The sequence below is a fragment of the Mycoplasmopsis columboralis genome (assembly GCF_900660675.1).
In the GTDB taxonomy this organism is placed as follows: Bacteria; Bacillota_I; Bacilli_A; order Mycoplasmatales; family Metamycoplasmataceae; genus Mycoplasmopsis; species Mycoplasmopsis columboralis.
The window spans coordinates 196,858-220,927 of record NZ_LR215039.1; the positions used below are offsets into that span (position 1 = coordinate 196,858).

General features: G+C 30.8%; 14 protein-coding genes, 1 rRNA gene and 1 pseudogene. 5 read left to right on the forward strand and 11 right to left on the reverse strand.

The features are described 5' to 3' along the window. Positions 1-54: 54 nt before the first annotated feature. Positions 55-1,940: pseudogene (locus EXC45_RS00760) on the forward strand (ribonuclease J). 13 nt (positions 1,941-1,953) lie between these two features. Here EXC45_RS00760 and EXC45_RS00765 read toward each other — a convergent pair. After that, entirely contained in the window at positions 1,954-4,671 is a 2,718-nt protein-coding gene (locus tag EXC45_RS00765; RefSeq protein ID WP_036434558.1) for a coiled-coil domain-containing protein, read from the reverse strand. A gap of 135 nt (positions 4,672-4,806) precedes the next feature. Between EXC45_RS00765 and EXC45_RS00770 the strand changes: the two genes are divergently transcribed. Together EXC45_RS00770 and EXC45_RS00775 are read left to right on the forward strand one after the other, a co-directional pair. Next, positions 4,807-5,646, forward strand: coding sequence for a DegV family protein (locus EXC45_RS00770; RefSeq protein WP_036434560.1), 840 nt, complete (start codon positions 4,807-4,809; stop codon positions 5,644-5,646). After that, positions 5,646-6,116, forward strand: coding sequence for a PTS sugar transporter subunit IIA (locus EXC45_RS00775; RefSeq protein WP_051616963.1), 471 nt, complete (start codon positions 5,646-5,648; stop codon positions 6,114-6,116). Before EXC45_RS00770 ends, EXC45_RS00775 begins: the two co-directional genes overlap by 1 nt. A gap of 63 nt (positions 6,117-6,179) precedes the next feature. Here the strand turns inward: EXC45_RS00775 and EXC45_RS00780 are convergent, their stop codons facing one another. The 9 genes from EXC45_RS00780 to EXC45_RS00820 all read right to left on the reverse strand — a co-directional run bounded on the left by EXC45_RS00780 (position 6,180) and on the right by EXC45_RS00820 (position 19,112). Beyond that, positions 6,180-6,941, reverse strand: a complete 762-nt coding sequence (locus EXC45_RS00780) for a MurR/RpiR family transcriptional regulator (RefSeq protein ID WP_036434562.1) — start codon at positions 6,939-6,941, stop codon at positions 6,180-6,182. 86 nt (positions 6,942-7,027) lie between these two features. Next, positions 7,028-9,409, reverse strand: a complete 2,382-nt coding sequence (locus EXC45_RS00785; RefSeq protein WP_036434564.1) for a phosphoketolase family protein — start codon at positions 9,407-9,409, stop codon at positions 7,028-7,030. Between the two features lie 152 nt (positions 9,410-9,561). Next, the gene (locus EXC45_RS00790; RefSeq protein ID WP_036434566.1) at positions 9,562-10,530 is read right to left on the reverse strand and encodes an ankyrin repeat domain-containing protein; all 969 of its coding nucleotides are present in this window, start codon (positions 10,528-10,530) and stop codon (positions 9,562-9,564) included. Positions 10,531-10,538: 8 nt separating this feature from the next. After that, on the reverse strand, positions 10,539-11,960 hold the full coding sequence (locus EXC45_RS00795; protein ID WP_036434568.1) for an ankyrin repeat domain-containing protein: 1,422 nt from the start codon (positions 11,958-11,960) through the stop codon (positions 10,539-10,541). Between the two features lie 74 nt (positions 11,961-12,034). Next, entirely contained in the window at positions 12,035-12,814 is a 780-nt protein-coding gene (locus EXC45_RS00800; protein ID WP_036434570.1) for a Nif3-like dinuclear metal center hexameric protein, read from the reverse strand. Continuing rightward, on the reverse strand, positions 12,814-14,352 hold the full coding sequence (locus EXC45_RS00805) for an RNA polymerase sigma factor (protein WP_036434572.1): 1,539 nt from the start codon (positions 14,350-14,352) through the stop codon (positions 12,814-12,816). Before EXC45_RS00805 ends, EXC45_RS00800 begins: the two co-directional genes overlap by 1 nt. A gap of 12 nt (positions 14,353-14,364) precedes the next feature. Further along, complete coding sequence (dnaG, locus tag EXC45_RS00810) at positions 14,365-16,266, reverse strand: DNA primase (protein ID WP_051616964.1); 1,902 nt, start codon at positions 16,264-16,266, stop codon at positions 14,365-14,367. 29 nt (positions 16,267-16,295) lie between these two features. Further along, positions 16,296-17,633, reverse strand: a complete 1,338-nt coding sequence (locus tag EXC45_RS00815) for a glycine--tRNA ligase (protein ID WP_036434590.1) — start codon at positions 17,631-17,633, stop codon at positions 16,296-16,298. Between the two features lie 102 nt (positions 17,634-17,735). Further along, positions 17,736-19,112, reverse strand: a complete 1,377-nt coding sequence (locus EXC45_RS00820) for an MAG3090 family protein (protein WP_036434574.1) — start codon at positions 19,110-19,112, stop codon at positions 17,736-17,738. 210 nt (positions 19,113-19,322) lie between these two features. On the opposite strand from EXC45_RS00820, the gene EXC45_RS00825 reads away from it, so the two are divergent. Both EXC45_RS00825 and EXC45_RS00830 read left to right on the forward strand, forming a co-directional pair. After that, a complete protein-coding gene (locus tag EXC45_RS00825) occupies positions 19,323-19,667 on the forward strand; it encodes a S1 domain-containing protein (protein ID WP_036434576.1) in 345 nt (114 codons plus the stop codon). Then, on the forward strand, positions 19,648-20,841 hold the full coding sequence (locus EXC45_RS00830) for a cytochrome P450 family protein (RefSeq protein WP_129693743.1): 1,194 nt from the start codon (positions 19,648-19,650) through the stop codon (positions 20,839-20,841). The genes EXC45_RS00825 and EXC45_RS00830 overlap by 20 nt, the downstream gene beginning before the upstream one ends. Positions 20,842-21,029: 188 nt before the next feature. Here EXC45_RS00830 and EXC45_RS00835 read toward each other — a convergent pair. After that, positions 21,030-23,912, reverse strand: a 23S ribosomal RNA gene (locus EXC45_RS00835). Positions 23,913-24,070: the final 158 nt, after the last annotated feature.

Here is a 24,070-nt window from a genome sequence, read left to right on the forward strand (position 1 = left end):
ACATCGTTTAATTAATGAATTATCTTTCAAACAATAATTAAAATAGGAGAATTTATGAACCCAACAAGAATTATTCCTCTTGGTGGTGTTGAAGAAATCGGAAAATCGACACTACTAATTGAGCAAGATAACAATATCTTTTTAATTGATGCCGGTATTAAATTTGCTGATACTTATAATACTGGTGTTAAAGGAATTATTCCTGATTATTCTTATTTGAATTTACCCGAAAAAAAAATCCAAGGTCTTTTTATCACTCACGGTCACGAAGATCATATTGGAGGGGTGGTTTATTTAGTAAAACAAACTAAATTAAATAAAATTTTTGCTCCGCGAATTGCAATTCAATATTTACAACTTAAATTTGATGAACACAAAATTCAAAAACCAGTTGAATTTATCGAAATCGAAAAAGGTGCAGTACATAAATTTGACGGAAACGTAAAAGTTGACTTTTGAACTGCTCAGCACTCAATACCTGATGCTTTTGGAGTGAGAATCACAACTCCTCATGGGTCAATTATGTGTACCGGGGACTTCAGATTTGATTACACACCTATTGGTAATTTAACCGACTTTGCACGTCTAAAAGAAATTGGTGATCAAAAATTAACCGCTTTACTAAGTGATTCAACTAACGCAATGCGTCCAAACCACTCACCAAGTGAAAGTGATATTTTAATTGATATTGAAAATCACTTAAAAGAAGCAAAAAAGAAAATTATTGTTACAACTTTTGCTTCTAACTTAACTAGAGTAAAAGTAATTATTGAATTGGCTGCTAAACTAAACAAAAAGGTAATCACTTTTGGTCGCTCAATGATCCAAGGAGTTAAAATTGGTCGGAAACTTGGTTATATTAATGTTCCAAATGATGTGTTTATTGATAAAAAACAACTGCCAAATGTAAAAGATTCAGATTTATTGATTTTAACCACCGGTTCTCAAGGAGAACAATTAGCGGCTCTTTCAAGAATGAGTTATGGAAAACACGCATCAATTAAAATTACAAAAGGTGATTTAGTTTTATTTTCTTCAAGTCCAATTCCTGGTAATAGAATGGTTATTGAATTATTGATTAATAGATTATATAAACTTGGAGCTATTATTAAAGAAAATGGTGCCGATGGATATTTACATACCTCAGGACACGCTTACAGGTGAGAGCACGATAAAATTTTTCAATTAACTAAACCAAAATATTTTTTACCATATCATGGTGAATATCGCATGAGTATTGTGCATGGTCAAACTGCAATTGAAAATGGGGTAAAACCTGAGAATGTCATCGTAATTGAAAAAGGTGTTGTATACAACATGCAAAACGAAGTTATTACAAAAACTGATGAAAAAATAAATTATGGACCTTTATACATTGACGGAAATTCAATTTTGAGTGTTACAGGGAAAATGCTTAGTGAAAGAGAGCAACTAAAAGATAGTGGATTTCTAAACATTACTTTCTTAGTGGATAAAAAGAAAAACCAAATTGTTTCTAGACCGCAAATCATAACTCGCGGAAGTTTCTTTGTTAAAACATCTAAAGATTTAGTTGAAGAAGCTAAGAGAATTGCTCATGGTGCAATTTTATACATTATCAAAAATAATGATAAATGAACCGTTAAGGAATTAGAACAAATTGTCATTGACCGTCTTTCAAGTTTGTTTCACAAAGAAAAACGTAGAAACCCAATAATTGTGCCTAGAATTATTTTATTAACACACCTCAAGATGAAGAGTTAAGCAAAATTAAAGTTAAGTTTCTTTCTTCTAAAGAAAAAAGAAACTTGCTCAATCCAACTGAAGAATCTGAAAACGTTGAAAAACAAACAAATAAAAAAGTATCATCAAAAGTTAAAAAACAACTTAACCAAGTTCAAAAAATGCTTTTTGAGAACCTTGATGATGAATTAGATATTGATGAAGAAGATGAAAAATAGCAGCAAATTACTGCTATTTTTTTGCAATTGCGTAAACAAAAACAAATTGTGGATTTGCACTTCCTCCCATAAAAGAGTAAATATCATTTTTTATTGGTTCATACAAATTATTAGTATCAGAAGATTTTTCTAATCACCGTTGAACTTTTAATTTTGATACTAGAGAAATTCTTAAAACACCATTTACATAAGATAAATAAGTAGAAGAAGTATTGTTTAGAATTTTACCATTATAAGTTTTATGAACTTCTTGTATAAATGAACCTAAATGAGTTGCTTCAAAATCTTGATACATTTTAGAATCATAAGTAAATTCGATATTTCTTAAAGAAAGATCAAATCTTTTTGAATAATTATTTTCTGGTGAAAGAATTACACTTTCTAGTGATGAAGTATCTTTATTAAAATAAAATACCTCAATATTACTATTTGAAACTAAATTAAAGTTTTTCACAATCGAGCTTTCTACTTCCGTTGCTTTATTAAAGTCATTTCAAGAGAGATTTTCCTTTCCTTTAAAAGAAAACATTTGATTCATATCTTCATCTAAAAACGGATTAACAACACTAGTTTTTTCACCTTTGTTTGTTTTACGTAATTGATCTTCGAGATTTTGAATTATTTTTGTTGAATTTCCTAATTCAAATGTTCCGCGTTCAATTTCTTCTTCTAATTGTAATTTTTCACTTAAGATTTTATTTTGCTCATTTTCTAAATTAGCAATTGTAGAATTAAGTTTTTCGATATTTGAATCTTTATTGGCAATTAACAAATCTTTTGTTATTAATCTTTTTTCAGCTAATTGTTTGTATAAATTAAGCATTTTCGTAAAAGTTATTGAATAATGATTTAAGTATTCTTTGCTTAATGAATTCATTTCTTCAAAACTATCAACATTTTTAGCTCTAAAAACTTTTGCAATTAAAGATTGCAATTCAGCTACATCTAAATGTTCTTTAATTGACTCATTAATAATTTGATTTGCAATTGATTTTAATTCATTGTATTTTTGCTCAAATTGATCAATGGTATGCGACATTTCAACTAAAGAAGTGTTTTTTTGCTTTCTAATATTGCTTAAAAATTCTTTGGTATTATTTAACTCTTTATTAATTGTTCGAAACTGTATTTCTTTATTGTCTAAATTAGTTCTTGCTCGTGAAAGTTCATCATTAATTTTTTCAATTTCTAATGTTTTACTTTTAAGCAATTCTTTAGCTTCTATTAACTCCTTATTTGTATTATCCAATGTTATTTTTGTTAGTTGAAATTCTTCTTTTAAAGGGTTTAAAACAGTGTTTTTATACTCCTCAATTACTTCATCAGCTGTGCTAAGAGCTGATTCAACAAATGGTTCGTATTTGCTAACAAAACTCTCGTCAGTAAATTCAGATCTTAATTGCCGAAGTTTGTCAATTTCAATATTTAATTTTTGAACCAGCTCATTTTTGTTTGTAGAATCTGAATTTTCAATTGTAAGAGATATATTTTGAAGCGAATCAATAATGCTAGTTAATGAATTTCGAAACGAATTTAGTAAATCTTCTTTGAGTTTTTTTAAATTAGCCATTGCTTGAGCTTTTTCTCTAACTGCTGCATTTAAATTATTTGTCAATTGTTGATTTTTTATTTGTAAAGTATCAATTTCTTTTTCTTTATCCGATAAAGTCTTTAGAGTACTTTCATAATAAGCTAAGTAAATATCCAATGCCAAATTATTATAATTTTGTAATAGTTGGGTTCAATATTTTATTTTGCTTGCGTAAATATCAGTGTCTAAAGTTATCAAATCATTATAATCATTATCTTGAATTGCTTTATTTAAAGATGTTTGTGAAACAGTGATTTGAGAATTTAAAAACTCTTTGTATTCGCTTAAAGATCTTAACAATGCTGTTAGATTTAAAACAAAATCCTCATTTGTTTTATCGCTAATTAATTTTAAGGATTTTTCTTTTAGCAAGATCACATATTCAATCATTACATCGATACTTTCAAGCTGATTTTTAGCAGTTTTAATTGATGTTAAAACTGTTTTTTTGAGTTTTTCTCCTGTAGTGTTGATTTTTAAATTTAATTGAGCAATTTCGTCATTTTTAGAATTAATTAGTGAATTGAGTTCAATTATTAATTCTTCATTTAGACGTTGATAATGAGCGGTAAAATCATTAAGTGATTCGATATTTTCTTTTATTTCGGAAGAATTACTAAATTGCAATTCCTCAACATTTTTAATAAGTTCTTGAAGTTGAATGATTTTTGTATTTATAAAAGAGTTTTTGTATTTTTCGGGATTATTGTTTTGAATTTCTTCTAATTTATGAAGCAATAACTCAATGTTTGCAATATTGCTTTCTTTTAGTTTAGTAGTGTGTTTTATAATATATTCTAAATACTCAGAATTATTAATATTCTCGTCTGTGTTGTTGACTAATTTTGTGAGCAATTCATTAATTTCACTGTTTGAAGAATCTTTAATTGCATTAGTTATTTTCAAAACATTTTCTAATGCATCCACATTATTTTTCAGTTTTGCATTTTCATCTTTGAGTAATTCTATTTCACTTTTTAACACTTGAATTTGTGCATTTAGGGTCAAAATTTTTTCATCTCTTTTTTGAATTACTGCATTTTTATGCTTTAATATTCCAAAAACAGTAGAAAATGTGATTAGACTTACTCCACCTAAAGACATCAATCCAATTAATGTGTATTTGATTGATTTTTTCATTATTTTTAACCTCCTTACAGTTTAAAAATAAGAAAGTTCATCTAAAATGAAAAAATAAAATATTTGCGTTAATAGTCTTAAAAATTGATTTTTTTAGCATTATTATTTTAGGCCTTTTCAAGTATAATAAACAATATGAAAAAATTAGGTATTATTATCGATTCTTTTGCATGCATTACTCAACAGCAAGCCAATGAGTTAGGTTATCATTTGTTGCCGTTGCAAGTGGAAATAAATGATCAACTAACCAAAGAAGAAACAATCAACAATTTAAAATTGCTTGAGGATATTTCAGTTGCCCAAACCACTAAAACATCGTTGCCAAATCTAGGTTTAATCGAAGAAACACTCACTTACTGCGCTAGAACATATGAACACACTATTTTTATAGGAATTAGCGAACATCTATCTTCAACTCCTAAATATATTGACTCATTTTCACAAGAACACGGTAATATCCATGTTATTAAAAATAATTTAGTAGGAAGTCAAATAAAAGAAGCGATTTTACTAGCTCAGAGTGTTTATGAACAAACACAAGACATCAATAAAGTGAAATCAGCTTTAGCAAAATTCATTTCCAAATGTTCAACCTATATTTTACCCGCGACTTTAGATCATATGATCAAAGGTGGTCGTTTAACCGGTATTAAAAAATTACTTTTAAGTACCATTAAAATGGTTCCGCTTCTTAAATATGAGCCAGAAGGTACTGTTTCAGTTGCAGCGTTAAAAAGAACTCAAAAAGGCGCTTTAGATAAACTTGTTGAAAAAATAACTGACGAAGTTAAAGGAATCAAAAACGCTTCATACGAAATTATTTGTGGAATCGATAAAAATATTAATGAAAAATTAGAAAAAATAACCCAAAATTTAAACATAATCAATCGTGAAATTACTCCGGCTGCAATCGCCATCCACACTGGACCTGATGCCGTATGTTTAACTTCAATGCCAAATAAAGAGGATATATAATGGAATGCAGAATTAAAGATTTAGTATCAACTCAAAGTATTTTTTTAGATGTTTCAGCAAGCGACCATGATGAGGTATTGTTTAAAGTTTCTGAACTTCTAGCTAAAAACAATTTAGTGGAAAACGCTCAAAAATTTTACGACGCACTTTTATATCGTGAAAATTTAATGCCTACTGCTTTAAATGACGGAATTGCTGTTCCACACGGAATTTCTTCAACAGTTGTCAAACCTTTTGTTTCAATTGTTAGACTTAAAGAAGGAGTAGATTGACACGCTGAAGACAAACAAGTTGTAAAATTACTTTTTATTTTAGGAACTTCAAGAGAAGAGCGTGATTATCAAATTGATGTGTTGCAAATGATTAGCTTATGATCTTTGGATGATGATTTAATTCAAATGCTTCACACTGAAAAAGATCCGCAAAAAATAAAAGATATTCTAGACCAAAAAGAACTTTATATTTCTTAATAATTGATTCATCCTCTTTAGGATGAATTTTTTAAAATAAAAAAAACAGAAACAAGTTCTGCTTTATTCACGATATGAACTACGGGTTAAATACTCATAATTTGTAGGATCTGAACGGAGTTCTTTTAAAATACTATTGTAAAAAGCTAATGTTTTTTCTCTTCCTTCACTAGTAAAAATTCTTAACCCATCTTGGCGTTCATTGGTTGAAATTTTATAAAAATAACTAATTTTTGATTCTAAATGTTCTGGAATTCAAGAACTAATTAATACAATTTTTGCACTTGTCATTTCCATTATTTTAATCATTCATTGGTGCTGTAACGAAATTGAATTGACAATAACTAAGTCATTTTCTGTAAGTATTTTACTTAATCCAATTTGCTCGTATTTGTTTCACATTTGAATACAATTTTTATTCATTCTTAGTAATTGAATTTGTAAATCCATATTCATTCCAGCCGCTCCTGAAACACCTACTAAATGAATTTTATTTGAAGAGTTAATCAATTTTGCAACATCTTTTGCAAGAGTATTTTTTGTGTCTTTAATTTTGGCTTCACGATTTTCAATTAACTGATTATGAATATAAACAATTTCTTTAACATTGTTTAATTTAATTTTACGTGAAAAGAAAGTAAACGCACTTGGTGAAACACCAATTTCTTCACAAAATTCTTTTGCTTGTGAAATAAAAGTTCCTTTTTTATTTCTGCTCAAAAGTTCTGAAGCAATATATCCGTTGATATCATTTGAAGTCTTTTTTAGTTCAATTAAATTAGCGATAAATTCAACTTCTTTAACACTACGATTATGAGGTTTCATAGCTATATTATAACAAAAAACGCATAAATTAGGTATAAGGTTTTAATTTGTAAAAATAAAAATAAGAGCAAACGCTCTTATAAAATTTATTTTTTGTTAAGACCTTCTCATTTTCATTCTCTTACCTCAGGCATATCAATACCATGTTCTGAAATGAATTTTTTGTGTCTTTCGATTTTGGTTTTCATTCTGTTTACAAAGTTTACAGATTGTGATTTTAACGCAGCTTTAGCAGCTGTAATTGACATATGGAAACGATCCATTTCAGACATTAAACGAATGTCAAATGATGTGGTGATATCTCCGTTTTCTCTATATCCATGTGTATAAAGATTTCTGTTTTTTCTTAAGAAGAAAATATCTCTAATTAATGCTTCATAACCATGGAATGCAAATACAACTGGTTTATCTTTTGTAAAGACTGAATCAAATTCTGAATCAGAAAGACCTCTTGGATCGATACTTGGATGTCTTAATTTTAATAAATCAAGTACATAAACAAATCTAATTTTTAATGAAGGGAAAGCTTCATGAAGATATGAGATAGCAGCTAAAGCTTCTAAATTAGGTTCAGTTCCTGAAGCAACAAAAACTAAATCAGGTTCTTCAGTTCTTTTAGCTGTTGAAGCTCAATCAATAACTTTGTAACCATTTTTGATCATTTGTTCAACTTCAGCTACTGAATATCATTGTTCTCTTGGTTGTTTTGATGCAACAATTAAGTTAATAACATCTCTTTCTTTAAATGATTGTTCTAGCACTGCTAAAAGAGAGTTTGAGTCAGCAGGAAGATATTCACGAATTAATTCAGGTTTTTTATCAGCTAAATGACCTAAAATTCCTGGATCCTGGTGTGTGTACCCATTGTGATCTTGTTGGAAAGCAGTTGAAGTTGCAATAACATTAAGAGAAGGATAATCTTTTCTTCAGTTCACTTTTTTAGATTTAGCAACTCATTTCATGTGTTGAGTTAGCATTGAGTCAACTACTCTTAAGAATGATTCATAACTTGCGAAAAATCCGTGTCTTCCGGTTAATACATATCCTTCCAACATTCCTTCAGCTTGGTGTTCTGAAAGTTGAGAATCAATAATTCTACCAGCTGGCGAAAGAGCTTCATCAAGTTCAGGATTAATTGCTTCCATTCATTGTCTATTAGTTACTTTTAAAACATCAAATAAACGGTTTGATTTAGTTTCATCTGGTCCAAATACTCTAAAATTTGTTGGGTTTTTCTTAATAATTTCAGCGATGTAAGTACTTGCTGTAGCCATATCTTGAGCCTTAATTTCTCCAGGTTTAAAATCAAGAGCAAATTTTGTTCAATCTGGCAAGTTAAGAGGTTTAGGATTTACTCCCCCATTGGTAATTGGGTGCATTCCCATTCTTTTTAGACCTTTTGGAGCAATTTCAGCAATTTCTGATTTTAATGATCCATCTTTATTAAATAATTCATGTGGTCTATATGAAAGTAATCATTGTTTTAATTCTGGTAGGTGTTTTGGATTTTCAGCAGTTACAGGAATTGGAACTTGGTGAGCTCTAAAACTTCCTTCAATTGTAAGGTTATTAAATTGATGTGGAGCTGTTCATCCTTTAGGTGTTCTAACCACAAGCGCAGGTCATAAAGGACGTGTAGCATTTTCGGCTGAACCTCTACGAGCTTTGGCTTGAATTTTTTGAATTTTTTCAATAGCTTTATCAAATTTAGCAGCCATTACTGAATGAATGCTTTCTTCATCACCAACATTTCCTTCAACGAAAATAGCTTCTCATCCAAATCCAGCAAGTAAGCTAGCAATTTCTTTATCACTTTTTCTTGCTAGAATTGTTGGGTTTGAAATTTTACCTCCGTTGATGTGTAAAATAGGCAAGATAGCTCCATCATTAACTGGGTTGATAAAACTTGAAGCATATCATCCGGCCATTAAAGGTCCTGTTTCGGCTTCTCCATCTCCAATTACAGTTGCAGCAATAATGTTTGGATTATCTAAAATAGCTCCAGCAGCGTGGCTTAGTGCATATCCAAGTTCTCCACCTTCGTGAATTGAACCTGGTGTTTCAGGAGCCGCATGTGAAGCAGTACCTCCTGGGAAACTAAAATGCTTAAACATTTTTTGCATTCCTGCTACATCTTTTGTGATTTCAGGGAAAAGTTCAGTATATGATCCATCAAGGTATGAGTTAGAAATCATAACTTGACCACCATGTCCTGGCCCTTCAATGTAAAACATATCTAAATCATATTTATTGATTAAACGATTTAAATGTGCGTAAATTAAGTTTTGACCTGGAATAGTACCTCAGTGACCAATTGGATATAATTTGACGTCTTCAGCTTTTAATTCTTCAAGTAAAAGCGGATTATTTTTAAGATACATTTGACCAACACTTAAATAGTTGGCAGCTCTTCACCATGCGTGAAGTTTATTTAAATAGCTTTTTTTATTGTAAATTTTCTTGCTCATAAAAAACCTTTCATTTAATTATTTTGGGGATATATTTAAAATACTTAAAATATATTTTAAATTATACCAAAAAGCCCGCAGGTCTTGCGTTATAAAATACAAACCTGGTACTTTTTCATAAAAAAGAAAAAGCCCCTTTTTTGGGACTAAAACTACATTTTTAGCAAAATTGCTTGAACAATTTCGTTATATCCACCTTTTGTGGCATAATACAATGCATTTTTTTGTTCATTATCAATCAAATTTACATCAGCATTATACTTAAGCAACATCAATGCTACATCATTGTAACCATTTATAGCTGCAATCATTAAAGCAGTTTGTCCAAACTGATTTTGGGCATTAATATCTGCATTATGATCAATAAGTTCTTTTACAATATATTGATTGTTAACCTGGGTTGCAAAGTGTAATGCAAAACATCCATCAAGCAATTTTAAATTTGGATCAGCTTTGTGTTCAAGTAAAACTTTACTCATAATTAAATTGTTATTTAAACAAGCAATTGCCAAAGGAGTTTCTCCTTCATCATTTAAAGCATTTACATCTATGTTAGTCTTTAAAATCTTTTTAACTACTTCTAAATTATCATTAAAGACCCCTTGATGCAATGGAGTGTTACCAAAATCATTTTTATCATCTAAATCACTAGTGACAAACTCTACTAAATCTCTAAGACCAAAACCAGTAACATAATCAATTACTTTGTGTCCATAATTATCTTTAATGGTTACATTAGCATTATGATTTAAAATTAAGTGTTTGGCAGTTTCGGTTCGTTTGGCTTTAACAGCGTACATTAATGGGGTCATTCCTTCATCGGTTGTAATATTTACATCCAATCCTGCTTGGATTAATAAATCAATAATTTCTTTATTTGAACCTGCAGCCGCTGCATGTAATGCACTAATAGATTCATTATTGTATAAATGAACGTCAGCTCCTTTTTCTAAGAGTAATTTGACCACGTCTTTAAATCCTTTTAAAGAAGCATAAATAAGCGGGGTATTTCCTTGAGCATCACGCTTATTTAAGTCTATTCCACCTTTGTTTATGAAACTTAAAATAACGGCTTTTTGTCCTTTTTGACATGCACTTAAAAAAATTGAATTTATATCCATACTTTCTCCTATTTAGTAAGTAATAAAGTGACTAATTTTTCATTATTTTTTGCAACAGCAATCGAAAGAGCACTTTCTTGATTATTATTGACATGCTCAATTAAATAATTGTCAAATTCCATCAAAATTTGTGCAAATTCTAAAGCAACAGGATTTTTAGGGTTTGAACATGCATATATAAGAACAGTATTTCCTTGTTGATCAATTAAATCAAGTGCGGCTCCTTTTTCTAATAAAGCATATAAATAATCACTTTGATTAAAATTGCCTTTTTCTACCAAATACATTAAAGCACTCTTTCCATGTGCGTCTGTTGCATTAATATTGATATTTTTAGCAAGTAGATAATCAATAATAATTGTTTGCACATTTTGATTATTAATTAGCATTGTGCTGTGAATTTCTTTACATGATGCTATTAAAAGCGTTGTTCCAAAATCATCAATAGATACATTAAAATCAAACCCTTTTTCATAAAGTGAAGTCAATATTTTTTGCAAACGTTTTTCAGCAGCCACATCAAAAGTGAAATTAATAATATGCTCTTTTTTAAATATAAAACTCAAGCATCCTTCATTTAATGAATTAACCAACATAACATCTGCACCATGATCAATTAATAATTTAACACTTTTATCGTCGAATTTAGTTATTGCATACGCCAAAGGAGACATTAAGCGAGTTTCATTTTCTTCATCAGAAATAAAATTGACATTGACATCACTTTCTAAAACTTTTTGTAACTCTTCATAAGCTCCATTTTTAATTAAAGTAAATAAATTTTGTTCTGTATAATTTTGGTTTACTTCATTAGAGTCTTTAAAAAGCTTGAGTAAATTTGAACCATTGTGGTATTTTAAAGCAAACTCAAAAGGCGATTCACCATAATCATTTTGTAATTGAATATCTGCATCATGTTTTAACAATATCTCAACTGAAGAGTCATAATCTTGAATACTTGCAAATGAACCATATCGAGACACCAAAAGCATTAATGGTGAATATCCATTATTATCTTTTAAATTTACTTTCGAACCTTTTTCACATAAAATACGCACACATTCATAATTTCCACGCTCAGAAGCAATATGTAAAGGAATTTGTCCTTGCGAATTTTTGCGAATTAAACTAACTTGATATTTTAATAATATATTAAGTGAATCAACTATTTTGCTAATTGAGTTGCGTTCTTCATTTTTCAAAAGCAAATGAATCGGTCGATCTTGATACGCGTTGGCTTCATTTACATTCGCATCTCTAGTTAATAAAATTTCAAGTCCTTTAGCGTCTGCCATTAAGGAGGCTAAATGCACTAAAGTATTGTGTGGAGTGTATTCACTTGTCAAAGTTACATCTATATTTTGAAAATATTCATGTACTTGATCAAGTTTATTGTTATAGTATAAATTTTCTAAGTCGGAGTATTTCATTAAAATCCTTTTATATTTGTATTATAAACTTTTTAATCATAATTAAAAAACATCGTTGAAAACAACGATGAAATTTATAAATTGTAAAAAGGAATTTTCACATCATATACTTGAACATTTAAATTTGGAAATTTACGCTTTAAAATTTCGTGCATATGTCAAGCGAATACTTGTTCATCTAAATGAGGAATTTCTAAAATTTTAGCTTTGATTTGATCAAAATTGATTCAATCACTTCATTTAAAATCACTACTGATGATTAAATCATACCCACGTGCATGAAGTTCATTAATGGTTCCAATGTATCCACTACCGCTTAAGACTGCAATTTTAGATAACTTTTGGTGATTATTATTAATTGGGAAATTGGTTCTAAAATGATCTAAATGCAATTGAGTTTTTAACTTTTGAACTAGTTCTTCAAAAGTTAAATTTACTGTAGCTGCTGATGCAGTAAATTTTTCAGAACCATATTCAAAATGATCTTGTAATCCTAAATATCTTAAAATTTGGTACGAAGTTCCATATAAATCACAATCATAATTTGTGTGCATTGAATAAGCAAAAATTTTATGTTGTTTAAGAGTTTTAATTAATTGTTGTTTATATGGTGCTTTAATATTTTCGGCTTCTTTTGTTTTTTCAAACAAAAATGGATGGTGAGTCAAAATTAAATTTGCATTTTCCTTAATAGCTTCTGCAACCACTTCAGCAGTTAAATCAATAGCTAAAATTACTCCAGTAAGTTTTAAAGATTGATTAAATTTAACTGAAAAACCAGACGGATCTCAAATTTCTTTGTTTTTGTTAGGATAAAGAGAATCCAAATAGGTAATAAAATTTTTAATTGTCATTAGTTTTTAAGAAAATCCTTTAAGTTTTTGCCGTGTTTTGAATTAGATTTTAATTTTCTAAGAATTTTATTTTCAATTTGTCTAATTCTTTCTTTTGAAACGTTCCCTCTTTCTTTGGCCAATTCTTCTAAAGAGTGGATTCGATATCTTTCACCTTTTTCATTTTTACCAACACCATATCTTTTGCAAAGAAGATCTTTTTCTTCTGGTTCAAGTGTTTCATCAATAATTTCTTCAAGAACTTCCGCTAATTCTTCTTGAGCAGCAAAATCAACTGGGTTTACAACATTTTCATCTTTAACAAAATCACTGAAACTTGAATCATTTTCTTTTCCTACTTGCTTATCAAGTGAAATTGGATCGATATTGATTTTTCTAATATAACGAACTTTGTCTGGAGTATAACCTTGTCCAAATCTTTCGGCAATTTGTTCATCAGTTGGTTCGGTACCTAATTCCTGTTGTAATTCCCTTTCGATTTTAGAAATTTTATTGATTGTTTCTACCATATGTACAGGGACACGAATAGTTCTAGCTTGATCAGCTACTGCACGAGTAATTGCTTGACGAATTCATCAAGTCGCATATGTTGAAAATTTGAATCCTTTGTGAACATTATATTTTTGAACAGCTTTTAAAATTCCAGCATTTCCTTCTGAAATTAAATCAATAAATGAAAGTCCACGATTTTTGTATTTTTTTGCATTATTAATAACTAAACGTAAATTACTTTGGATAAGTTTATCTCTAGCTTTTTTACCTCTAAATCCACCTTTTTCCATTAATGTTGCTAAACGTTTTTCTTCTTCGACAGTAAGTAACTCACCGTATTTTCCAATTCAACGCATGTATCATTTAACAATGTCGTTAGTTTCAGTTAATTTATTTTGTAAAGATTTACGTTTCTTAGTTGGATCTTCTTCATTTAGATCAATATCACTAACAAAATCAGTTAAACTCAAGTCGTTTAAATCATATTCCTCATCATCAAAACTTTCGCTTTCAAAGTTGGAATCTTCATCAGATTCTTCAGATTCCTCATCTTCAGCGGTATCATTTTCTTCAACTTCATCTTCAAATTCTACATCAATATCTTCAGAATCTAATTCATCATCAAAATCATCAAAATCTTCATCATCCAGAGGTTCTTTTTCGAAATCCAAGTCAATTTCAATATCGTCTAAAACTCCGAAATCTGCTTCAATTTCCAATTCATCAAGTTCTTCTGGATTTTGGGTTTTTTTACTTTTTTTAGTTTCTTTTTTGGTTGATTTTTTTGATTTGTTTGCTTTAGTATCTTTTTTAATTTCAAGTTTTATATCATTTAATGTAGCGAAATCTTCGTCTCCAAAATCAACTTGATCTCTAATTAAATCTTTTTCTCTTAATAAATCGAAAAATTCATCGGAACTTTCATCATCAATTACGATCTTCTTTTTTAATAAAAAATCAAAAACTTCTTCTTGATCGAAGCTTTTCTTTTTCTTAGATTTTAATTCTTTTTCTAATGCACTTAATACTGATTTATATTTTTCCATAATACATCCTATCTATTTTTCAGGAGTTTTGATTTTGGGTAAAAGGTCTAAAACTACTTTGGGAATTTCACCATTATTATTGACTTTTTTAACTAAGTTTCGATAATCTTGCGTTAACTTGAGTTCTAATTTTTGCTTTAAGTATTTAATGTATAAATTATTATTGAAATTTTCAGGGGTAATTGTTTGAATTTGGTTTAAATGTGTTTTTAAATAATCATTAATTTCATAATCTAAATATTCCGGATTCAAATTTGCATAAAACGAAGTAATTTGTCGATTAATTTTATTTTTAATACTTTCAATAATCGGATCATTTTCTTTGATAATTGAATATTCATATTTAGAGTCTAAATTTAAAATCTCTTCAAAAGTAGTTTTTAAATTTACTTCATTAACGCTTTGAGAGTACATTAGATTACTCATAATTGAAAAGGTATTCAGAATCTCTTTACCTTCATTGGCTGATTTAATATCTTCATTAATTAAATTTCTAAGTTGATAATTAGCCAAACAAGTAAGTAAAATTTCTAATTTAACATTTCCATAAATAAGCGATTTTTCTAATGAAAAATAACTTCGTTTACTTGCATTTACCTTTGGGACTAAAGTGTTTATTGATTTTGAAGAGTCTTTTGGGAAGTTTTGCAATATTAAGTTAGTGTTAAATTCTTCTTTAAAACGAGTTTCAATTAATTCACGACTGCTATAAGGAGCATCTTGAAATAATTGAATTAAATTCCTTTTAAATAAACCAAAGTTCACTGAGTTTATATCAACATTAAAGTTGTTTAGATGATATTGTTTTTTTAAGTTTTCAAATAAAACATGTTCACCTCTTTTACGTGAGTTTTCAATCAATTCAATCAAAAACTCTTTTCCGTTCGTGTGTAAAATTTCATCAGGATCTTTATTAAATTTATTAACAACGACTTCCACTTCGAATTTATGTTTAATTAATTTTAACAACGATTTGTAAGTAGCACTTTGTCCAGCAGTGTCATTATCTAAAAACAAAATCACTTTAAGATCATTTAAAAGTTTTAAATGATCATCCGTTAATGCAGTTCCCATTAAAGCAATTACGTTTTTAAAGCCACTTTTATATAATGCAATCACATCCATAAAACCTTCAACAATGATAATTGAGTGTTTTTCCATTGCTGTTTCTTTGGCATTGTGGAAGTTATATAAAATTTTTGATTTCTTAAAAATCAACGACTCAGGCGAATTTAAATATTTAGCATAACTTTTGTCATTATTTAATTGACGACCACTAAAACCAACCACTTCACCAAATTCGTTTTTAATTGCGAAAGTAACACGATTTTTAAAGATCAAATTTAAATCATCATTAATTAAACCAACATTATTTAAATCTAAATCAGAATACAAATTATTAGTTTTTAAAATTTCAAGATAGTTAGTAAGCGGTGCATATCCAATGTCAAAAGTTTCTAATATCTCTGCATCGTTGAGTTTTCGATAATCTAAAAACTTTTGGGTTTCAAGATTGGAAACGTTTAACTTAAAATACAGATTTGCTGCCTCAAGAAGATCAAATAACTTTTGTTGATTTGGATCTTTGCGTGGGGTTTCATAAGTTTTAAAAGAATCAAAATTAATTTGTAAATTTGCTTCTTTGGCTAAAAACTCTAATGCTTGCATAAAAGAAATGTTTTTAAATTCTTTAACAAATTTAACTACATTTCCAGAATGACCACATGCAAAACATTTATAAATATTTTTACTCTCGGAAACAGTTAAACTAGGAGAGGTGTCCGCATGAAAAGGACAAACACCTAAATAGTTATTTCCTTTTTTAGTAAGTTGAATGAATTGACCGATAATATTGACAATGTTAGAAGATCTAATAATTAAATCAATTGTTTCATTTGAAATGTTTTTCGACATTATTAGACCTCCTTAATAGTGATTAGTTATTATAAATAATCTTTAATTTTGCTAATTTCCACTCTTACTTGTTCCATAGTATCACGATTTCTTAAAGTAACCATTTGATCATTTAAAGTATCATAATCTACAGTTAAACATCAATATGTTCCGATTGCATCTTGACGACGATATCTTTTTCCAATTGATCCTGCATCATCATAAGTTACTGAAATACCCAAATCAATTAGATTGTGATAAATTTCTTTAGCTGATTGTTCAAGTTTTTTAACAAGAGGTAAAACAGCTATTTTGTATGGAGCTACTTCTTTGTTTAACTTTAAAACTACTCTTGAATCATTTTCTAATTCTTGCACTTCATAGGCATCGCTTAAAACCGCTAACATTAAACGATCAAGACCAATTGAAGGTTCAATAACATAAGGAATGACTTTTTGATTAGTTTGTGGATCTAAATATTCAAGCGATTCTCCAGAAGCATTCATATGTGAACGCAAATCAAAATCACTACGGTTGGCAACACCAAGGAGTTCCCCTCATCCAAATGGAAATTGAAACTCAATATCACTAGTTGCTTCAGAGTAATGTGCTAATTCTTCACTTTCATGAGCTCTAATTCGAATTGATTTTTCTTTAATTCCTACCTTTTTAGCAAAATCATATGCTTTTTGTACATAGTAGCTGAATCAATGTGTCGCTTCTTCAGGGTGAGTAAAGAATTCAAGTTCCATTTGTTCGAATTCTCTAGTTCTAAAAATAAAGTTTCCAGGTGTAACTTCATTTCTAAAACTTTTACCTACCTGTCCAATTCCAAATGGCAACTTTGCTCTCATTGTTCTTTGAACATTTTTGAAGTTAACAAAAATTCCTTGAGCAGTTTCTGGACGTAAATAAACTTTTGATTTTGAATTAACAACTACTCCCTGTGATGTTTCAAACATTAAATTAAAGTGTCTAATTTCTGATCATGTTGCTTCAGAACCATCGTATTTTTTTAAATTGTCATTTAAAAAATTTTGCATTTGTTCAAAAGTCATTTTTTCAGGAACTAATGTAGGATCGATTTCTTGGATCAGTTTATCTGCTCTATAACGTTTTCCATTTTGTTTGTTTTCAATTAAAGGATCACTAAAATTAGATACATGACCTGATGTAACTCATACTTGGGGATTCATTAAAATTTTGCTATCAATTAAAAAATTATTTGTTTCTTTGAAAATGAATTCTTGCTTTCATAATTTTTGAATATTATCTTTAAGCAATGCGCCAAGAGGCCCATAGTCTCAAGTATTAGCTAATCCACCATAAATTTCACTTCCTTGATAAACAAAACCAGTGTTTTTTAAATGATTTACTAATTCTTGCATATTGTCTTTAAGCATAATTTAAATTTTATCATTTTTTATTAAAAATGATAATGTATAAAACTAATAAAAAAACACCCATTTTCAGGGCATTTTTGGTCATTATTAAGATGCAGCAACAGCTAGTAAAACTAAAACAATAAATAGTAATACATAACCTAAAACCATTAAAAGAAGACCGAATTTGTTAATTGAAACCATTCTTGAATCTTTAGATTTTTTATCTACAGCTCCATCTTTGAAGGTTTCTAAAAGAACAAGTTCTTTACCATGTTCATAACTATCATGAACTAAAACAGCATGTTTGTAATCTTCTTTTGAAACAAAGGCAACTTGAAGATCTTTGAACTCAACAAATGAAAGAGCTTGTTGAAGAGTTAAACGAGTTTTTTCATCACTATCAGTTACATATAGAGCTGATTCAAGTGAGTATTGAATATCTTTATCAGGTTCAACTCTTTCAAGTAAAATATCAATTTCTTTATTTAAAATTTCTGAAGCCACTTTGTAAAGTAATTTGGTGTATCTTGATTCGTTAACTAATCTTTCTTCTAAGTCAAGAGCATAAGCAACAGCAGGAATGTAGTTTGCCTTAATTTCATAGAATTCGTGTTCTGAAACTTTAACTGGTTCTGTAATTTGATCATTAATTAATTGTAATTTATGTGCATATAAAGCAAGTACTTCAACTTGTCTGTTTAATTCAAGACTTTCAATGTGAGCAAATTTAACTGTTCTTGAAATTCCGCCATCTTTGTAAACTACTTTTTCAACAACTTTCTCTACAACTTTTTCAACTTCAACTGGTACTTCTCTAATGATTTCTTTAACAACTACTTTTTCTTTTTCAACTGGCACTTCAACAACTTCACTTCTACGTTTTAATTGTTGAATTTCTCTAAGTAATTCTGATTTATCTGATTTTTCATCGTTAAGTCTCAACATTAACGCTTCAATTTCGCTTGAATATTTATCACTTGATTTTGAAATTTCTAAAAGTAATTCTTCAATTTGTTTTCTTAAAGCTTCAATTTCTAAATCTTTTTTAGATTTTTTAGGAGCAACAAAGTCATCATCTTTAGGGAAATATGGTTCAATATTTTCCATGTCTTTATAAACTGGTTTAAAATCAGTTAAGTATCTTAAGTAAGCTCCAGCTTTTCTTTTATCTCTAAGTCCAGAAGTTGGGAAAATATTTAATTCTTCAGCTGTTTCGGTGTAATCTAATCCACCATCAAATTTGTCAACATTAAGCTCATATTCAAAATCGTTGTTTACTTTTTCAGCAAGAAGTAATCCACCTCAAATTTTATCTTCTGTTTGGAATCAAGTTGCACACTCAAGTTCTTTTGATAAGAATCAGTTCATTGCATCTTTACGTGTTTTGAAAAGTGCAAGGGGTTGAGAAACTTTAGGGTGTTTTAATGCTCATGGATATTCTTTGTTAATTGTTGGTTTGTATAAACATTGTAAACGTTTCATTATATTCTCCTTTACAATACTAGTTTACTAGTAATGTAATTTATTTATGTAATAAGTATATGTAAATTATAAATTATTTTTAATAAAATAATGTAGATATATACAAAAATAAAATTGAACTTTTGAGTCTGTTTTTTAGACTTTTTAGGAAAATTTTATTCTGCAAAAGTTTTTTTAATTGCCAAATAAAAAACAAAATATAATTAAGAAATGAACAAAAAAAATTCTTGAGTTACTAAAGGTTTAGTAAGCAAAATCACTGATGGGTTTATTCAGGTTACCACTGAAAAAGGTGAAATCTTCACAATTCACGCTAATCAAATTACTGATAGACCTAAAGTAAAAATAAAAAATACTTTCAAATACAATGATTTGATCAATTTTTATGTAACTTATTATGACAAAAATGCGCGAACAGGAATTGGGTCTTTTATAACAAATCATCCCAATTTTTCAAGAGCTCCGTTTACTTTTAAATTAGAACCCACACAATCTGGATTCTCAAACTTAGAAAAATTCACTTTAGAGGATATTAATGGAAATTCCGAAAATTAGACGGGCTAATGTATATTTATCAACAAAAGATGAAAATATCTTTTCTTCGGAAAAATGTGCTCAAACATATAAAGAGATACAAAACAAACTTCAATCATTAAAATTTGAAAACTCTGAATATTTAGCTTTTTCTGAAATTGCTGAAAACTTCAAAATTTCAGGAATTGATAAAATCATTAATTTAATTAATCATTTTTATCAAAATAATTTTAATAATTTAATAATCTTTGGAACCCCTCAATTAGAAATTGAATTCAATGCGATAAAAGAATTTGTTTTAAGTAAATTTGACCCTTACAAAGAATATAAATTACAATGCTATTTTATAAACACTCAAGAAACAATTGAAGCTATCGTTAATAAATTACAATATCTTCAACGCAGCAATTTCAACAATAACGCTTTCATTTTTACCGATAAATATCCTAAAGCAAAACAACTTCAAACTCACTTTCAGATAACTAAGAAAATTCTTGAGCATGATATTGATGAACATATTTTAAAGAATAATTTGTTTTATATTGGTAAATACACCTCAGAACTCGAACAAGTTTATGAAGAGTTTTTAAAAACTAACATAATTTTGACTTCTGAAAATATTCATGATAAATATATCGCTTTTTCAGATCTAATGCTTTTATTAATTGGTTCTCAAGGGATTGACATTAAAAAATATATCAATGGATATAGCATGATCAATCAGCGATTCATTAAAGGTGAATTAGGTAAAAATGAAGCTTTTAAACTAGCTTGAAATTTGTTTAGCAATAATTTAAACTGCGTTTCTTTTGTGTGTCATTTACAAGAATTACAATATATAGGAAAAGCATTCGCTTACAATCTAAATACTTTAAACAGCATTCCAAATCGTTGATACGAAAGCGTTAATTTCACTTCCGATTCATCTTATATCACTCAAAATATCATTAACGGGAATATCAATAACAAAAAAGCTTTAATTAATTTAGAGGTAAGTTATACTAACTACGATTTTCAATTTACCTCAGACATTAACAATTTAGATACTTTAAGCGAATTTGATTTGTTAACTCTTGGCGATATGCAAAAATCGCTCAAAAATCATTGACCAATTATAGTGAATCAATGAATCCGGATATCATCTGAATTAATATTAAAACAGAAAATACTAAAGAAGAATCTTGCGCTATGTTAATTGCACTAATTTATTGAACAAAAATATATTTAGCAATGTTAAATAAAAAATCGCCCTTTAATTAAGGGGTTTTTTATTTAATAATCAATTTAAAAAGACATAAAAAAATGTGCCAAGAAGGCACTTATGCGCTTTGAAAACTGAATAGTAATATAATAATTTATTAAAATGTTTTGAAGTACATCTTAACTTTTAAACCTATCAATTTATTAGTAATGGTCAGCTGAATGTATTACTACACTTACACTTCCATCCTATCAACCTCGTAGTCTACAAGGAATTTCAAGGGAATACTTATCTCTGAGGAGGCTTCCCACTTAGATGCTTTCAGCGGTTATCCTTTCCGTACTTAGCTACCCAGCTATGCTCCTGGCGGAACAACTGGAACACCAGCGGTACGTCCACTCCGGTCCTCTCGTACTAAGAGCAGCTCTCATCAATATTCCAACGCCCACATCAGATAGGGACCGAACTGTCTCACGACGTTCTGAACCCAGCTCGCGTACCGCTTTAATTGGCGAACAGCCAAACCCTTGGAACCGACTCCAGCTCCAGGATGCGATGAGCCGACATCGAGGTGCCAAACCTTGCCGTCGATGTGATCTCTTGGGCAAGATAAGCCTGTTATCCCCAGGGTAACTTTTATCCGTTGAGCGACTGCCGTTCCATGACGTACAGCCGGATCACTAAGTCCTGCTTTCGCACCTGCTCGACTTGTAGGTCTCGCAGTCAAGCACACTTCTACCTTTGCGCTCTACATATGGTTTCTGACCATATTGAGTGTACCTTTGAACGCCTCCGTTACCTTTTAGGAGGCGACCGCCCCAGTCAAACTACCCACCACGCACTGTCCCCCTACCCGATTCAGGGTAGCAGGTTAGAAACTCAACATACCAAGGGTGGTATTTCAAGGACGACTCCATCAAGGCTAGCGCCTTGACTTCAAAGTCTCCCACCTATCCTACACATGTTAGGCCAAGTTCCAATACGAAGTTGTAGTAAAGCTCCATGGGGTCTTTTCGTCTTGATGCGGGTACCCAGCGTTTTCACTGGGACCATAATTTCACCGAGTCTAGTGTTGAGACAGTTGAGAGATCATTGCGCCTTTCGTGCAGGTCAGTATTTAGCCGACAAGGAATTTCGCTACCTTAGGACCGTTATAGTTACGGCCGCCGTTCACCCGGGCTTCACTTCAACGCTTCGCTAAAAGCTAACGCATCCGCTTAACCTTCGGGCACTGGGCAGGCTTCACCCCCTATACTTCACCTTGCGGTTTAGCAGAGAGCTGTGTTTTTGATAAACAGTTGCCCCTCACAATTTACTGTGGCCTAGTAAACTAGGCACCCCTTCTCGCGAACTTACGGGGTCATTTTGCAGAGTTCCTTAACACTAGTTTTCTCGCTCGCCTTAGAATACTCATCTTGGGGACGTGTGTCCGTTCTCGGTACAGGTACCTATAACTTTAACGCTTAGAAGCTTTTCTAGGAAGCATGAAATCACACAATTTGGCATAAGCCTATGCATCACTTCTCCCGGTTATAGAACACGCATTTAACTATGTTCACCAGTAAAAGCTTACCCCCAAATCCGTTAATGGGTAGTGCTATCCTTCTCCGTCACTCCATCACTGGTTATAGATAGTACAGGAATATTAACCTGTTGTCCATCGGATACGCTTTTCAGCCTCTCCTTAGGTCCTGACTAACCCTGGGTGGACGAACCTTGCCCAGGAAACCTTCCCCAATAGGCGTCGTAGATTCTCACTACGAATCGTTACTCATACCGGCATTCTCACTTCTAATCGCTCCACCAGTCCTCACGGTCTGACTTCGCCGCAATTAGAACGCTCCTCTAACGTACTTTCGTACCCGTGGCTTCGGTATTGTGTTTACTCCCGTTACATTATTGGCGCAGGGTCTCTTGACTAGTGAGCTATTACGCACTCTTTAAAGGATGGCTGCTTCTAAGCCAACCTCCTAGTTGTTTATGAAACCCCACAACCTTTCTGACTTAACACAATTTTGGGACCTTAGCCGACGATCTGGGTTGTTGCCCTCGCGAGCCGGGACGTTAGCACCCCGGTTCCGACTGCATGACAATACACAATGGTATTCGGAGTTTGATTATAGTCAGTACCGCTAGGCGCGGCCATTCCATATTCAGTGCTCTACCACCAAAGTTTAACATCACACGCTAGCCCTAAAGCTATTTCGAGGAGAACCAGCTATCTCCAAGTTCGATTGGAATTTCTCCGCTATTCACAAGTCATCCGGGCACTTTTCAGCGTACTACGGTTCGGCCCTCCACTTGGGATTAACCAAGCTTCAGCCTGCTCATGAATAGATCACATGGTTTCGGGTATATGTCATCATACTAAACGCCCTATTCAGACTCGATTTCTCTACGGCTCCGCTTTTCTCCACTTAACCTCGCATGATAACATAACTCGCCGGTCCATACTGCAAGATGTACGCCATCACCCATTAACGGGCTCTGACTAATTGTAAGTAAGTGGTTTCAGAATCTATTTCACTCCCCTCCCGGGGTTCTTTTCACCTTTCCCTCACGGTACTAGTTCACTATCGGTGTCTGGTTAGTATTTAGCCTTACCGGATGGTCCCGGCAGATTCAGACAGGGTTTCACGTGCCCCGCCCTACTCAGGATACTATCAGAAGATTTTGCCATTTCGCATACGGGAGTCTCACCCTCTGTGCTTTAGTTTCCCAACTAATTCTGCTATAACAAAATTTTGTAACTTCATGTAGATAGTCCTACAACCCCAACATATGTTGGTTTGGGCTCTTCCACGTTCGCTCGCCGCTACTGATGGAATCATTATTTATTTTCTCTTCCTGTTGCTACTAAGATGTTTCAGTTCACAACGTGTCTCGTCTGCAGCGACTATATATTCATCGCTGAGCAGTTAGGCTTTCCCCTAACTAGGTTTCCCCATTCGGAAATCCCCGTATCGTAGCGTATATCCAGCTCCACGAGGCTTATCGCAGGTAATCACGTCCTTCATCGACTTCCAGACCCAAGGCATCCACCACAAACTCTTACTTATTTAAAAGTTATGTATTTTCCTATTGTTGATGTATTCAAAGACATTTTAATAAATTATTATTGCTAATAATTATCAACTCGGTATCACAAAACAAATTGACTAATTGTTTTTTTGATGTCGTTGTTATATTAATTTATCTTTACTATTCAGTTTTCAAAGAACAT